Genomic DNA, 14,446 nt, shown 5'->3' on the forward strand with positions numbered 1-14,446 from the left:
AAAAAGCACCAAGAAGGTGCATGGAAGCAGAGTCGATAGGAAACGGTGAATGCAACGCAGCGCCCGACACTCCGGCATGCCCCAGAAAGGAAGGAAGACAAGCGCCTGGGATCAGACGCTCGAGGCATTACCCAGTGGCGTGGGATGTTTGCCGTCTTGCCACCCTTGGCTGGTCGCGGCGCCGGGCTCGAACCAGTCCAACGTGCCGTGCAGGGAAACGACATCGCCGACTACGATCAACGTCGGCGGACGAATATCACCTGCCTCGATGGCCGCCTGCATTGATTCGGGGAGTGTCTCCAGCGTCCCCACATGCACGCGTTGGCGCGCCGTGGTGCCCTGCTCGATCAACGCCAGTGGCGTCTGACTCGGCAAGCCATGCGCCTGTAGTTGGTGACGAATGGTCGCCAGTGTCCCCAGCCCCATGTAGAACACCAGCGTCTGCCCGGGACGTGCCAGGGTCGGCCATTCGAGATCACAGCCACCGTTCTTGAGGTGCCCGGTGACGAAACGCACCGACTGGGCATGATCGCGATGGGTCAATGGAATTCCCGCATAGGCGGCGCAACCGCTCGCCGCGGTGATGCCGGGCACCACCTCGAACGCGACACCCGCCTGGGCCAGGGTTTCCAGCTCTTCGCCGCCGCGCCCGAAAATGAACGGATCGCCGCCCTTGAGCCGTACCACACGATGACCGGCACGCGCCCAGTCGACCAATGCCTGATTGATGCCTTCCTGAGGCACGCTATGCGAGGAGCGCGCCTTGCCGACATAAAGTCGTCGCGCCTCGGGATTGGCCAGCGCCATGATTTCGTCGCTGACCAGCCGGTCGTGCAGCACCATGTCGGCTTGTTGCAACAACCGCAGCGCCTTGAGCGTCAATAGTTCGGGATCGCCGGGGCCGGCGCCCACCAAAGCGACATGCCCAGGGCTGGGCGTGGCGCTCGGTTGACGTGAAGTGGCGTCATGAGGAGATGCAGGCATGGCGTCGTTTATTCCCGAATCGACTTAAAAAACGAAATTATATAGCCGAAAAGATAAGGGTCTAGACTATCCGCAGGAAGGAACGTCTGGTTGGAAGGTTATAACCAAGTGGCTAGGCATGCCATTGCCCGCGTACGGCAATGGCATGCTCCGTTCATATAGCCATCAAGCGTTGATCCGCTCGACGCCGTCCATGTAGGCACGCAGCGCCTGGGGAATCACCACCGCGCCATCGGCTTGCTGGTAGTTTTCGAGCACCGCCAGCAAACAGCGCCCCACCGCCAGGCCGGAGCCATTTAGCGTGTGCACGAGCTGCGGCTTTTTCTGCTCGGGATGACGTACGCGGGCCTGCATGCGACGCGCCTGGAAATCCTCGCAGTTGGAGATCGAAGAAATCTCGCGATACGTCTCCTGGCTCGGCAGCCAGACCTCGAGATCGTAGGTCTTGGTGGCACCGAAGCCCATGTCGCCGGCACATAGGGTGACCACGCGATACGGCAGCTCGAGCGCCTGAAGGATCGCCTCGGCATGCCCACGCATGGCCTCCAGCGCGTCATAGCTGGTTTCCGGCTCGACGATCTGCACCATCTCGACCTTGTCGAACTGGTGCTGACGAATCATGCCGCGGGTATCGCGCCCATAGGCGCCGGCCTCACTGCGAAAGCATGGTGTATGCGCCGTCAGCTTCAAGGGCAATTCAGCCGGGGTGAAGATCTGCTCCCGCGCCATGTTGGTCAGCGGTACTTCGGCGGTGGGGATCAGGTAATAGTCGCTCTCCCCTTCCAGCTTGAACAGGTCTTCGCCGAACTTGGGCAGTTGCCCCGTGCCGGTGAGCGAGTCGTCATTGACGATATAGGGAACGTAGCATTCCTCGTAACCGTGCTCGCGGGTCTGCTTGTCGAGCATGAACTGCGCCAGTGCACGGTGCAGACGCGCGATGGGACCGCGCATGACGGCGAACCGCGACCCGGTCAACTTGGCCGCCATTTCGAAATCGAGGTAACCGAACTTGGCGCCCAGATCGACATGATCGCGCACGTCGAAGTCGTAGGTGCCCGGCGTTCCCCAGCGATGCAGCTCGACATTGTCGGCTTCATCAACACCTTGGGGCACGCTGTCGTGGGGCAGGTTGGGCAGCGCCAACGCGAACGCGTCCCACTGCGCCTGCACGTCGGCGAGGCGCGCTTTTGCCGCATCGAGGCGTTCGCCCAGGTCACTGACCTCGTCGAGCAGCGGCTGGATATCTTGGCCCGATGCCTTGGCCTGGCCGATCGCCTTGGAGCGCGTATTGCGCTCGTTCTGCAGGCGTTCGGTCTCGGTCTGCAGCTCGCGGCGCTGCGATTCCAGCGTCTCGAGGTGCGCCGTGTCGAGAGTAAAGCCGCGACGGGCCAGTCGTTCGGCGACCAATGCCGGGTCGCTGCGCAACAATTTAGGATCGAGCATGGATCTTATCCGTCGAAAAGAAATAATGAAGCCACGTGAATAGGCCCACATTGTAGGGAAAAGCCACGCCGTTCACCACGCTCACCGCCTTCTCGAACCCGCAGGCGGGATGCGTCACGCGGCGCGCTGAAGTAAAGTGGTGCCAGATACCGGCGTCCCGACGACGCCCTGGCACAGGCGGCCATAGAAACCGCCGCCCGACGCTGACCGATGGCTTGAGACTTCATGATCGCACCCCTGGATACCCCGGAACGCACCGCCACACCCTATCTGCGCTTTCTCGATGCGCTCGACCAGGCCGGTTTCAGTGGCGACATCGCCCCGGACTACGCCAATCGCACGGTAATGGCCACCGATAACTCCATCTATCAGCGCTTGCCGCAGGCGGTACTGTATCCGCGCGACGCCGAGGATCTCGCCTGCCTGGCACGACTCGCCGGGCGTGAGGAGTTTCAAGCCATCGTGCTCGCACCCCGCGGCGGGGGTACCGGCACCAACGGCCAGTCGCTCACCGATGGCCTGGTGGTCGACGTCTCGCGGCACATGAACCAGATCCTCGAGATCGACGTGGAAAACCGCCGCGTGCGTGTCCAGGCCGGGGTGGTGAAAGATCAGCTCAACGCTGCCCTCAAGCCGCATGGCCTGTTCTTCGCCCCGGACCTTTCGACCTCCAACCGCGCGACCATTGGCGGCATGATCTCCACCGATGCCAGCGGCCAGGGCAGCTGCGAATACGGCAAGACCCGCGATCATGTGCTGGCACTCGACATGCTGCTGTTGGGCGGCGAACGCTTGCACAGCCAGCCACAGGATGCCGCCGCCCTCGAGCAGACCTGCAAGCGCGACGACCGCATCGGCGAGGCGCATCGCACCGCCCACGAGATCGCCGACACGCAAGACGCATTGATCAAGGCCACGTTTCCGCCACTCAACCGCTGCCTGACGGGTTACGACCTGGCACACCTGTATCGCGATAATGGCGACTTCGACCTCAACAGCGTGCTGTGCGGCGCGGAAGGAACGCTTGGCTTCCTTGCCGAGGCGACACTCAACGTGCTGCCGATCCCGGCGCATTCGACGCTGGTCAACGTCCGCTACCGAGGCTTCATGGACGCCCTGCGCGATGCCAAGGCGCTGATGGGCAGTACCTCTTCACCAGAGCAGCCGCAGGCGCTTTCCACCTCAACCCAGCCGCAGGCGCGCCCTACCTCGATCGAGACGGTCGACGACAAGGTGCTCACCTTGGCCATGGAGGATTTCGTCTGGGACGACGTGGCCGAGTTCTTCCCCGCCGACGGCGAGGATATCCACGGTATCAACCTGGTCGAGTTCAACGACGACGACCCCGAGCGCCTCGCGGCACGCGTCGAGGCTTTCTGCACGCACCTCGGCACCGATACCCAAGTCGAGCGCCTGGGCTATACCCTGGCCGAAGGTCGCGCAGCGATCGGCCGTGTCTACGCCATGCGCAAGCGCGCGGTGGGTCTGCTCGGTAACGCCAAGGGCGAAAAGCGCCCGATTCCCTTCGTCGAGGATACCGCCGTACCGCCCGAGCACCTGGCCGACTACATCGCCGAGTTCCGCGCCCTGCTCGACGCGCACGGACTGGCATATGGCATGTTCGGCCACGTCGATGCCGGGGTATTGCACGTGCGTCCGGCCATCGACATGAAAGACCCGGCGCAGGAAGCCCTGATCCGCGAGATTTCCGACCAGGTCGCCGCCCTGACCCAGCGCTATCACGGCCTGTTGTGGGGTGAGCACGGTAAAGGCGTGCGTTCGGAATACGCACCCCAGTTCTTCGGCGAGCTATATCCCAGCCTGCAACGCCTCAAGGCAGCGTTCGACCCGCATAATCAGCTCAACCCTGGCAAGATCGCCACACCCGCCGATACATCTTCCACGAGCGATGAAGCGGTTAGTTCCACGAACGATGAAGCGGTTAGCTCGCCTGAGGCCGCCGAGGCGGAACCGGTCAAATGGGTCGATCCGGGGCTCTTGACCATCGACGGCGTGCCGACCCGTGGGCAAAGCGACCGCCAGATCAACGAGCGCGTCTGGCAGCACCATGCCAGTGCCGTCTATTGCAACGGCAACGGCGCCTGCTACAACTACGACCCCAATGACGCCATGTGCCCCTCATGGAAGGCCACCCGCGAGCGCGTGCACTCCCCCAAGGGGCGCGCCAGCTTGATGCGCGAATGGCTACGCCTGCAGGACCAGGCCGGCATCGACGTCATCGAGGAATCACGCCAGAAGCAAGCCGAGGGCCTCTGGGGCGCCACCAAGGCCTTCCCGCATCGCCTGCGCAACACCCTGCGCAAGCGACGTGGCCAGGAAGATGTTTCCCATGAGGTGTATGACGCCATGGCCGGCTGCCTGGCGTGCAAGTCCTGCGCTGGCCAGTGCCCGATCAAGGTCAATGTCCCCGAGTTTCGCTCGCAGTTCCTGGAGCTTTATCACAACCGCTACTTGCGCCCGCCACGCGACTACCTGATCGGCTCGCTGGAATTCTTCGTGCCCTATCTCAAGCCGGTGGCGCCTGCGTATAACGCGCTGCTAAACACACGCCTCGCAGAGCGCCTTCTCGCCGGGCCACTGGGCATGGTCGACACCCCGAGCCTGTCTCGCGCGAGTCTCGCCAAGCAACTCAAGGCGTGGGGCATCGCCGAGGCCACGCCCACCGCGCTGGGCCTGTTGACCGAACGCCAGAAGACGCGCAGCGTGGTCATCGTTCAGGATGCTTTCACCAGCCACTTCGAGGCCAAGCTGGTGATGGATATCGTCGAGCTGCTCTCGCGACTGGATATTCGCGTCTTCGTGGCGCCCTTCCGCGCCAACGGCAAACCGCTGCACGTGCAAGGCTTCCTCAATGCATTCGAAAAGACCGCCACGGCCCAGGCGAGGCGTCTCAAGACACTCGCCTACTTCGGCGTGCCGTTGGTGGGCATCGACCCGGCCATGACGCTCGCCTACCGTCAGGAGTACGTCAAGGCGCTGGGTCCCGAGGCCGTCCCCGAGGTGCTGTTACTGCAGGAATGGCTGCTGTCCTTGGGTCGCGCCCTGCCGCCCACGAGCCTGCCGACGCTCGAGGACCCTGGCTACAAGTTGCTGACGCACTGCACCGAAAAGACTAACGCGCCAGGCGCTACCAAGGCCTGGCAACAGGTGTTCGCGGCTTTCGGGCTGGACCTGGAAAGCGTCGCCACCGGATGTTGCGGCATGTCCGGCACCTACGGGCACGAAGCCCGTAATCGCGAGACCTCCGAGAAAATCTACGATCTCTCGTGGCGAGCGCCGGTCGAGAACGACGCCAATGCCGGGCGCCTGCTGGCCACCGGTTACTCGTGCCGCAGCCAGGCCAAGCGCCTCTCCGATGCCGTACTGCCGCATCCGTTACAGGGCTTGCTGACGGCACTCAAACGCACCCGATCTTGAAGGTGTCGACGATGTCCCGATCGATTATTTTCATTGGCCTGGCCATCGTGGTCATCGGCTTGTTGTGGCCCTGGCTTTCCAAGCTACCGCTCGGGCATCTGCCCGGCGATATCGCCATCAAGCGCGAGGGCTTTGCCTTCTATTTTCCGATCACCACCATGGTCCTGGTCAGCGTGGTCGTATCGGCTCTGTTGTGGCTATTCAATCGCTGAATCGCCGTACACCAAAACGGTGCAGCGAGCACGCCATAACGGGGCATCCAGTAGCGATATAGACACATTCATCATTAACGCTTGCCGTGCATTGCAACTAGCGTGAGGCGACGCTAGGCTTCGCGCTTTCGTTCACCCCAAGGAGCGCGACCATGGAGCACGCTGCCGTCGACCTGACCTTGATCGGCCTGCTCGCGCTGATCTGCCAATGGCTGGCCTGGCGTCTCAAATTGCCGGCGATCCTGCCGCTTTTGATCGTGGGTATCGTCATGGGCCCCGTGACCGGTCTGCTCCAGCCCGATGCGCTGCTCGGCGACCTGTTGTTCCCGCTCGTCTCGTTGGCGGTGGCGGTGATCTTGTTCGAAGGCAGCCTGACGCTCGACTTCGGCGACCTGCGCGGCCATGGCCACATCGTGCGCCGGCTCGTCACCTGGGGAGCACTGGTCACCGGCATTATCGGCATCGTCGCGGCACGTTATACCCTGGGGCTGTCGTGGGAAATGGCCAGCGTCCTGGGCGCCGTGCTGGTGGTGACGGGGCCGACAGTGGTACTGCCCATGTTGCAGACGCTGCGCGCCCGCGAGCACCTTTCGCAGATCCTGCGCTGGGAAGGCATCCTGATCGATCCGGTGGGCGCCATCGGCGCGGTGCTGGTGTACGAATTCGTCGCCCTGGGCGCATCCAACGGCGCCGCCACCTACACCTTGGTATTATTCGCCAAAACGGCACTGATCGGTTTCGGTCTCGGCGGCCTGGGGGGCTATCTGTGGGGCTGTGTACTGCGCCACCACTGGTTGCCACAGCGCCTGCACAGCTTCGGCACGCTGATGGCCATGCTGTCGCTGTTCACGCTCTCCAACATGCTCTTTCACGAATCCGGGCTGTTGACCGTGACGGTGATGGGCGTGTGGCTGGCCAATATGCGCGGCGTACCCACGCAGCAGATCATCGAGTTCAAGGAAACGCTCTCGTTGCTGTTGATCTCGGGGCTTTTCATTCTGCTCGCCGCACGCTTGACCGTCGATCAGTTGGCACAGCTTTCCTGGCCCGCCTGGGCGTTTCTGCTCATCCTGGTGGGCGTGGCCCGCCCTCTGGCGGTCTGGGTCTGCACCCTGGGCACTCGGCTCAATTGGCGAGAAAAAGCGCTGCTGGCATGGCTCTCGCCGCGCGGCATCGTCGCCGCCGCCGTGGCCTCGCTGTTCGCCCTCAAGCTCGAGAACCTGAACATGCCGGGCGCGGAAATGCTGGTGCCGGTAACCTTCCTGGTCATCATCAGCACCGTCGTGGTGCAAAGCCTGCTGTCGCGTCCCATCGCGCTGGCATTGAAGGTCAGCGAACCACCGCCCGCCGGCTTTTTGATCATCGGTGCCAACCCAGTGGCCCGTACCATCGCCAAGGCGTTGGAAGAATCCGGTTTCACCGTGCGCCTGACCGACAACAGCTGGGACGCCGTACAGGAAGCGCGCATGGCCGGCTTGCCTGTCTACTACGGCAACCCGCTCTCCGAGCATGCCACCCAGCATCTCGAACTGACCGGTATCGGCCACCTGCTGCCGTTGTCGCCCTACCGCGAACTAAACAACCTGGCGATCCTGCATTTCGAGCATGTGCTAGGGCACGGCAAAGTCTTTCGCCTTGCGGCGGGCACCAGCAAGCATGCCCATCGCCATCAGGAACAGGCGCTGGATCACCTGCCCATGGTCTTCGGCGAAGACGTGACGTATGCCCAGCTCTCGAGCGTGGTCTACCGTGGCGGCGAGGTTCGCAAGGCCAAGTTGAGCGCCAATTTCAGCATCGATGACTATCGCCAGGCGCACCAGAATCGCTTGTTGCCCCTATTCTGTATCGGTCCCAACGGCCGCATTCGGGTCGCCAACGACCGGGCACCGCTTACCCCTCGTGCCGGGGACACCCTGATCAGTTTGATCTACCCCGACTCCCCCGAATTCTGAACGCCCCACAATTCTTAATACCCCACAATTCTGAATGCCCCCAACGCCATCGGGCCGCACAAGGCGGCCCGATAGGAGACGGCATAAGAAACTGGCGAATGCGCGTCTAGAAAAACAGGCGACGCAAGGCACTGCCCGGGTCCGCCTCGCGCATGAAGGCCTCGCCGACCAGAAAGGCATTCACGTCATGCTCGCGCATGTGCTCGACATCGTCGCGCGTGTGGATTCCCGACTCGGTGACGACCGTGACATGCTGTGGAATGCGCGGCAGCAGCTCGAAGGTCGTCGCCAATGAGGTCTCGAAGGTGCGCAAATCGCGGTTGTTGATTCCTACCAGCGTCAAATCCAACGCCAGCGCACGCTCCAGCTCATGAGCATCGTGGACTTCCACCAGCACGTCCATACCCAGTTCATGGGCGTGTTGATGCAATGCTTTCAGGCGGGCGTCGTCGAGTGCCGCGACGATCAGCAGGATGCAGTCCGCGCCGATGGCCCGTGCTTCGCTGACCTGATAGGCATCGACGATGAAGTCCTTGCGGATCACCGGCAGTGCACAGGCCTCGCGCGCCGCCTGCAAGTCACGCTCGTGGCCCTGGAAGAAATCGGCATCGGTCAACACCGAGAGGCAGCTGGCCCCGGCTTCGGCGTATGCCTTGGCGACCTGGGCCGGCTGGAAGTCTTCGCAGATCACACCCTTGGAGGGCGAGGCCTTCTTGACCTCGGCGATCACCGCGGGGTCGCCCTCCACAATGCGCCGCTCGAGCGCAGCGACGAAGCCTCGCGGCGCGTCTTGCTGGCGCGCCTGTTCTAAAAGCTGTGCTTCGCTGACGCGCGCGCGACGCTCACGAATCTCGTCGTCCTTGCGCGCCAGAATCTTGGCCAGAATCGTCGGCAGGCCGGTGTCGTGTTCATGGCTCATCAGCGGTCGTCCTTATGGGCCAGAATACGCGTGAAATCCGCGAGCTCTTTCATCTTCTCCAGCGGCAGTTTGGACCCTTGAGCATCCTGCGCCAGGATCACGCCCTCTTTCAACGTGTCCGCCACGCCGGCAGCGTAAAGCGCGGCCCCCGCATTCAGCGCCACGATATCCGCCGCCGGGCCATCTCCCACCAGTGCGGCCTTGACCAGCTTGAGGCTATCCTCGGCGGTCACTACTTTCAGCGGCGCCAGCGACTGGCGCTCGATGCCGAAGTCCTCCGGCGCGATGGTGTATTCGCGAATCTCGCCGTCCTGCAACTCGGCCACATGCGTCGGAGCGGCCAGGGATATCTCGTCGAGACCGTCCTCGGCATTGACGACCAGCACATGGTCGCTGCCGAGTCGCTTCAAGGCTTCCGCCATGATCGTCAGCAACGCGGGATCGTAGACACCCAATAACTGATTCGGCGTATTGGCGGGGTTGGTCAGCGGCCCAAGAATGTTGAACACGGTGCGCACGCCCATCTCGCGACGCGGGCCGATGGCATGACGCATGGCCTGGTGATGCATGGGCGCGAACATGAAGCCGACCCCGACTTCCTGGATGCAGCGCGCCACTTCATTCGGCGGCAGCTCCAGCGAAATACCCGCTACGTCGAACAAGTCGGCGCTCCCGGAAGACGACGACACGCTACGATTACCGTGTTTGGCGACACGGCCACCGGCAGCGGCAACCACGAAGCTGGACGCGGTCGAGACGTTGAACAAGTTGGCCCCGTCGCCGCCCGTGCCGACGATGTCCACTAGGTGCGTGCGGTCGATCTCGACGGGCAGCATCAATTCACGCATCACCTGCGCGGCCGCCGTGATCTCGTCCGCCGTCTCGCCCTTCATCGCCAGGCCGATCAGAAAGCCGCCGATCTGGGCGTCGCTGGCCTCACCGGTCATGATCGCTTTCATCACCGCGTGGGTGTCATCGAAGCTCAGGTGACGGCGACGCATCACCGCGCCGATGGCTTCTCGCATCTGCATGTTTCGCTCCTCGTTACGCGCGGCGTTTCAGAAAGTTGGCCAGAAGCTCATGGCCCTGACGGGTCATGATCGATTCGGGATGGAACTGCACGCCCTCGATATCCAGCGTCTTGTGGCGCATGCCCATGATCAACTCGGGCGTGACGTCATCGGCCACGACGCGTGCTGAAATCTCGAGACACTCAGGCAGGCCTTGTTCGGCCACCACCAACGAGTGATAGCGCGTCACCTCGAGCGGGTTGGCCAAGCCGTCGAACACACCACGGCCATCGTGCTCGACCCGCGATGTCTTGCCGTGCATGACCTGCGGTGCTCGCACCACCTCGCCGCCGAAGACCTGGCCGATGGCCTGATGTCCCAGACAAATCCCGAGGATCGGTAATTTGCCGGCGAAATGACGTACGGCCTCGAGCGAAATGCCCGCTTCATTGGGCGTGCACGGCCCCGGCGAGATCACCAGGTGACTCGGCGCCAAGCGCTCGATCTCCTCGAGGGTGATGGCGTCGTTGCGGTAGGTGACGACCTCGGCCCCCAACTCCGCCAGATATTGCACGACGTTGTAGGTAAAGCTGTCGTAGTTATCGATCATCAGCACGGACATGGCAATAAAGTCCTAAGTTCTATGGCATTAATTCTTTGTGAGTCAGATCGTTACCCAGAATCTTATCCAGGTCGGCTTATAAGGGTATGCCAGCCGTGCAGGGAACAGTAGACACAAAAATGCCGCCCTGACGGCGGCATTTTATTCAGTCACAAGCGTGCCGCCCCTCGCTCAGGAGCGCCACCACTGCATGGGACCGAATGTCAGATCTGGTATATTCATAGCCGTTATAGTGCTCGCGCGCCACGGAGCATGTCAAGCGCTCGCAGCCGCCCTTCCCGCCACCACATTAACCTCTGCCTGTCGCGCCTGCTTACCGATGGCGCGGACATGCTCATGCGCGAATGATCTTGCAGAAGGAACATCGCTATCGACAGCTGGTCACACGGATGCCCCCTACGTGCTGCTTATGCGGGGGCGCTCTTTACTGACATGGATACGATTGTATGGATACACGTTTTAAAAGCTTCGCCCTCGCCGGTTTTCTCGGCCTCATGTCTATGGGGCAGGCACAGGCATTTTCTCTCGACAGCATGAAAGATGAAGCAACGGACATGATGTCCGGTAGCGGGGGTGGAGGCAATGGCAGCGCCAGCCTGTTGAGCACGCTGTCCAGCGGTTCCTTCAACCCTAGTAGCCTGACCAATCTCACGGGCGTGATCAGCTATTGCCAGGATAACGGCTATCTGGGTAGTAGCGCCGATATCGCGAAGGACCAAGTCATGGAGCAACTAGGGATCAATTCCGAGCCCACCGATGACAATGACTACCAGCAAGGCTTGAGCGGTATCCTTCAGGGCGACGATCAGGAATTCAATCTGACGTCCCTCGGCGACAAGGTCGGCGAGAAAGCCTGTGGGATGGTTGCCGACCAAGCCATGTCATTTGCTGGGGGCTAACTCCCCCAACGGCCTCGCGGTTGGAACCCCTGCGCGTGAAGTGTGCCGTGCCGGGCATTGCACGGCACGGTCACGACTGGCACTTGATCTCGCCACGGGACGACGCCATGTCTATGCTTAAAGACATGGCTTAGAGACATTCCTCATTCGCAGGAGGCAACGATGAAACGCATGATAGGCGCCGCCATTGCCAACTGGTTCCGCAAGCCCGAGAACCGCGAAAAGGCAAAACGAACGGCCAAGCAAATGGCCGATAAGTATCAGAACCGCCGTAAGAAATCGCCCAACGACTCATCTTCACGCTAAACCTTCATGCGCAGGAGTAGGTGGTCACATCCTCGGTGCTCTGCGCCGCTCCTCGTTAGCCGAGATTGTCGAGGCCACGCTCGGCCATCGCCACCGCGCGGAAAAGCGCGCGGCCCTTGTTCAGGGTTTCCTGCCACTCTTGCTCAGGTACCGAGTCAGCAACGATCCCTGCGCCGGCCTGCACGTGTAGCTGTCCATCCTTGATGACCGCGGTGCGAATGGCGATGGCGGTATCCATGTTGCCGTGCCAGGAAAGATAACCAACCGCCCCGCCATATACTCCGCGTTTGACCGGCTCGAGTTCGTCGAGAATCTGCAAGGCGCGGAATTTGGGCGCGCCAGAAAGCGTGCCCGCCGGGAAGGTGGCGCGTAGCACGTCGAGTGCCGACATGCCGGGCTTCAGCTTGCCGGTCACGTGGGAGACGATATGCATGACGTGCGAATAGCGCTCGATGGCCATGTTGTCGGTGACCTCGACCGAGCCGGTTTCGCTGATGCGTCCCACGTCGTTGCGGCCCAGGTCGATCAGCATCAGGTGCTCGGCGATCTCCTTGGGGTCGGCAAGCAACTCGGCCTCGAGCGCCTTGTCTTCCGCCTCGCTTTGGCCACGTACCCGCGTGCCGGCAATGGGACGCACCGTGACCTCGCCGTCTTCCAGACGCGTGAGGATTTCCGGTGATGACCCAACCACGTGGTGATCGTCGAGGTTGAAGAAGAACATGTAGGGCGACGGGTTGAGGCTGCGTAGCGCGCGATACAGATCCAGCGGCGCCGCGCGATACGGAATCGTCATGCGTTGCGAGGGCACGCATTGCATGACATCGCCGGCCAACACGTATTCCTTGATCTGCTCGACCGCGTCCTTGAAGCCCGCCTCGGTAAAGCCGGAGGTAAAATGCCCCTCCTCCACCGCCGGCCCACCGGTACCGGGACTAACGGTGTTGAGCGTAGCGCTGCGCAGCTTCATTTCCAGGGCTTCGAGACGCTCCAAGGCTCGCGGATAGGCCTCCGTCGCGTCGGGGTCGGCGTGCGTCCACAGCGTCAGACGCCCGGAGAGGTTATCGAAAACCACCAGCTCATCGCAGACCATCAGCAGGATGTCCGGCACCCCGATGGGGTCGGGCTTTTCCACGCCCCGCAAGCGCGGTTCGATATAGCGGATGGTGTCATGGCCGAAATACCCGACCAGGCCACCATCGAAACGCGGTTGATCGTCGACCTGCGGCACCTTGAAGCGCGCCTGGAACTGCTCGATCCACGCCAGCGGATCATCGACTTCGGTCACGCCGAGCACTTCGCCATCGGCGATATGACGCACCACCTGGCCGCGCACTTCGATGCGTTCGCGACTCGGCAAGCCGATGATCGAATAACGCCCCCATTTCTCACCGCCCTGCACGGATTCGAGCAGGAAGGTCCAGGGCGCATCGGCCAACTTGAGATAGGTAGAAAGCGGCGTGTCGAGATCCGCGAGCACTTCGCGGGTCACGGGGATACGGTTATAGCCGGCCTGCGCCAGCTCGGTGAAGCGTTCGGGGGTCATCATGCCCTGCATTCCTTTGGTGAAAGTCTACGTCGTGACGAATTCGCACTTCCGCATGAGGCCGACACTCGGACGAGTCGGCGAGCATCACCATCGCCAGCGTTTGACTGCGCGCATCAACGCATGGGCTCTACGGAATGAGGGAGCATCCAGATCCATGAAACGCTATCCGTTATAGCAGATGATTATCAAAGGCTTAGCGTATAGACGCCAGCATCGAAAAACACTAAACGAGTTCCCCCAGCGATTCAACCATGACATCCGGCTCGCTCGCGGCCACCGGCTCGCCGTGATTGTACCCGTATGGCACCGCCAATGTACGAAAACCCGCCCGCCGACCGGCTTCCACATCGTGTCGTGAATCCCCCACCATCAGGCATGCACTCGGCGCGACCTCGAGCCGGTCCGCCAGATGCAGCAGCGGCGCCGGATCGGGTTTCCTGGTCGACAAGGCATCGCCACCCAAGGTCAGCGCAAAGTAATGTTCAAGGCCCAGGCATTTTAGAATAGGGGCGATGAACGCCGTCGGCTTGTTGGTAATCAGCCCCAATGTCACACCGCGCGCGCCAATCGCTTCGAGCGCCTCGCGAACACCGGGATAGACCTGCGTCAACCGGCATGGCGCCTGCCGATAGTGGCGTAAGAAAGCCTCATGCGCGGCATCGAGCTCCGTGTCTTGCGCGCCGACGGCATAAAGCGCCCGCTCGACGAGTTTGCCAGAGCCGTTGCCGACCCAGCCCCTCACCGCCGCCTCACCGACTTCCGGCAATCCCAACTCGCGGAGCGCGCCGTCGACCGCCGCAGCCAGGTCCGGTACGGAGTCGATCAGAGTCCCGTCGAGATCGAAGACCACGAGCCGAATGCCCTCGAGAGCGGGATGTATCGCGCTGGATAACATGATCGTCTCCTTGAACCAGAAAGCGCCTACCATAATGCATGTAATATTACGCAAAAACTCGACGTCGCGCGTGCTCCACGGTGTTCTTGGTACGCGAACAGCGTTATTCTATACGCAGACGTCGCCGACACTAGGCGCCAGCGCCCACTCGTCACGACGCACAGTTCACCATCGTGCGTTTCGTGCCCTTGCCTTTCCGCTGCGATGCCCGACCCTGGCG

12 protein-coding genes are annotated in these 14,446 nt (G+C 62.1%); 5 read left to right on the forward strand and 7 right to left on the reverse strand.

Translation table 11 applies throughout. The features are described from left to right. Positions 1-111: 111 nt before the first annotated feature. Both cobA and serS read right to left on the reverse strand, forming a co-directional pair. Positions 112-984, reverse strand: a complete 873-nt coding sequence (gene cobA / locus OP494_RS13275) for a uroporphyrinogen-III C-methyltransferase (RefSeq protein WP_280541405.1) — start codon at positions 982-984, stop codon at positions 112-114. Between the two features lie 165 nt (positions 985-1,149). Next, a complete protein-coding gene (gene serS, locus OP494_RS13280) occupies positions 1,150-2,427 on the reverse strand; it encodes a serine--tRNA ligase (protein WP_280541408.1) in 1,278 nt (425 codons plus the stop codon). 225 nt (positions 2,428-2,652) lie between these two features. Here serS and OP494_RS13285 point away from each other — a divergent pair, with 225 nt between their 5' ends. From OP494_RS13285 to OP494_RS13295, 3 genes are all read left to right on the forward strand, one after another. After that, entirely contained in the window at positions 2,653-5,865 is a 3,213-nt protein-coding gene (locus tag OP494_RS13285; RefSeq protein ID WP_280541409.1) for an FAD-binding and (Fe-S)-binding domain-containing protein, read from the forward strand. An 11-nt stretch (positions 5,866-5,876) separates the two neighbouring features. Next, complete coding sequence (locus tag OP494_RS13290) at positions 5,877-6,077, forward strand: DUF2905 domain-containing protein (RefSeq protein ID WP_280541411.1); 201 nt, start codon at positions 5,877-5,879, stop codon at positions 6,075-6,077. A gap of 152 nt (positions 6,078-6,229) precedes the next feature. Further along, entirely contained in the window at positions 6,230-8,029 is a 1,800-nt protein-coding gene (locus tag OP494_RS13295; protein ID WP_075369878.1) for a sodium:proton antiporter, read from the forward strand. A gap of 106 nt (positions 8,030-8,135) precedes the next feature. Here OP494_RS13295 and trpC read toward each other — a convergent pair whose 3' ends face one another. The 3 genes from trpC to OP494_RS13310 are packed head-to-tail and all read right to left on the reverse strand — an operon-like array spanning position 8,136 to position 10,580. Further along, positions 8,136-8,948, reverse strand: coding sequence for an indole-3-glycerol phosphate synthase TrpC (gene trpC / locus OP494_RS13300; protein ID WP_246895342.1), 813 nt, complete (start codon positions 8,946-8,948; stop codon positions 8,136-8,138). Continuing rightward, positions 8,948-9,979 (reverse strand): anthranilate phosphoribosyltransferase, encoded by a 1,032-nt coding sequence (trpD, locus tag OP494_RS13305; protein ID WP_040241971.1) that lies wholly within the window; start codon positions 9,977-9,979, stop codon positions 8,948-8,950. Before trpD ends, trpC begins: the two co-directional genes overlap by 1 nt. Before the next feature lie 13 nt (positions 9,980-9,992). Further along, a complete protein-coding gene (locus OP494_RS13310; protein ID WP_280541415.1) occupies positions 9,993-10,580 on the reverse strand; it encodes an aminodeoxychorismate/anthranilate synthase component II in 588 nt (195 codons plus the stop codon). A gap of 446 nt (positions 10,581-11,026) precedes the next feature. Here OP494_RS13310 and OP494_RS13315 point away from each other — a divergent pair, with 446 nt between their 5' ends. Further along, positions 11,027-11,479: a DUF2501 domain-containing protein gene (locus OP494_RS13315; protein ID WP_280541417.1), complete on the forward strand. Its 453-nt coding sequence runs from the start codon at positions 11,027-11,029 to the stop codon at positions 11,477-11,479. Positions 11,480-11,641: 162 nt separating this feature from the next. Next, positions 11,642-11,785 (forward strand): hypothetical protein, encoded by a 144-nt coding sequence (locus OP494_RS13320; RefSeq protein ID WP_246895344.1) that lies wholly within the window; start codon positions 11,642-11,644, stop codon positions 11,783-11,785. 55 nt (positions 11,786-11,840) lie between these two features. Here the strand turns inward: OP494_RS13320 and trpE are convergent, their stop codons facing one another. Beyond that, a complete protein-coding gene (gene trpE / locus OP494_RS13325; RefSeq protein ID WP_280541551.1) occupies positions 11,841-13,328 on the reverse strand; it encodes an anthranilate synthase component I in 1,488 nt (495 codons plus the stop codon). Positions 13,329-13,554: 226 nt separating this feature from the next. Then, positions 13,555-14,226 carry a phosphoglycolate phosphatase gene (locus OP494_RS13330; RefSeq protein ID WP_280541419.1) on the reverse strand — a complete coding sequence of 224 codons (672 nt, stop codon included), beginning with the start codon at positions 14,224-14,226 and terminating at the stop codon, positions 13,555-13,557. Between the last annotated feature and the right edge of the window lie 220 nt (positions 14,227-14,446).

The organism is Chromohalobacter sp. 11-W, from assembly GCF_029889905.1.
Lineage (GTDB): Bacteria > Pseudomonadota > Gammaproteobacteria > Pseudomonadales > Halomonadaceae > Chromohalobacter.

Excerpts from the sequence above, each read along its gene's own strand:
- cobA (WP_280541405.1), bottom strand. The coding sequence starts at position 984 with ATGCCTGCATCTCCTCATGACGCCACTTCACGTCAACCGAGCGCCACG.
- serS (WP_280541408.1), bottom strand. The coding sequence starts at position 2,427 with ATGCTCGATCCTAAATTGTTGCGCAGCGACCCGGCATTGGTCGCCGAA.
- OP494_RS13285 (WP_280541409.1), top strand. The coding sequence starts at position 2,653 with ATGATCGCACCCCTGGATACCCCGGAACGCACCGCCACACCCTATCTG.
- OP494_RS13290 (WP_280541411.1), top strand. The coding sequence starts at position 5,877 with ATGTCCCGATCGATTATTTTCATTGGCCTGGCCATCGTGGTCATCGGC.
- OP494_RS13295 (WP_075369878.1), top strand. The coding sequence starts at position 6,230 with ATGGAGCACGCTGCCGTCGACCTGACCTTGATCGGCCTGCTCGCGCTG.
- trpC (WP_246895342.1), bottom strand. The coding sequence starts at position 8,948 with ATGAGCCATGAACACGACACCGGCCTGCCGACGATTCTGGCCAAGATT.
- trpD (WP_040241971.1), bottom strand. The coding sequence starts at position 9,979 with ATGCAGATGCGAGAAGCCATCGGCGCGGTGATGCGTCGCCGTCACCTG.
- OP494_RS13310 (WP_280541415.1), bottom strand. The coding sequence starts at position 10,580 with ATGTCCGTGCTGATGATCGATAACTACGACAGCTTTACCTACAACGTC.
- OP494_RS13315 (WP_280541417.1), top strand. The coding sequence starts at position 11,027 with ATGGATACACGTTTTAAAAGCTTCGCCCTCGCCGGTTTTCTCGGCCTC.
- OP494_RS13320 (WP_246895344.1), top strand. The coding sequence starts at position 11,642 with ATGAAACGCATGATAGGCGCCGCCATTGCCAACTGGTTCCGCAAGCCC.
- trpE (WP_280541551.1), bottom strand. The coding sequence starts at position 13,328 with ATGACCCCCGAACGCTTCACCGAGCTGGCGCAGGCCGGCTATAACCGT.
- OP494_RS13330 (WP_280541419.1), bottom strand. The coding sequence starts at position 14,226 with ATGTTATCCAGCGCGATACATCCCGCTCTCGAGGGCATTCGGCTCGTG.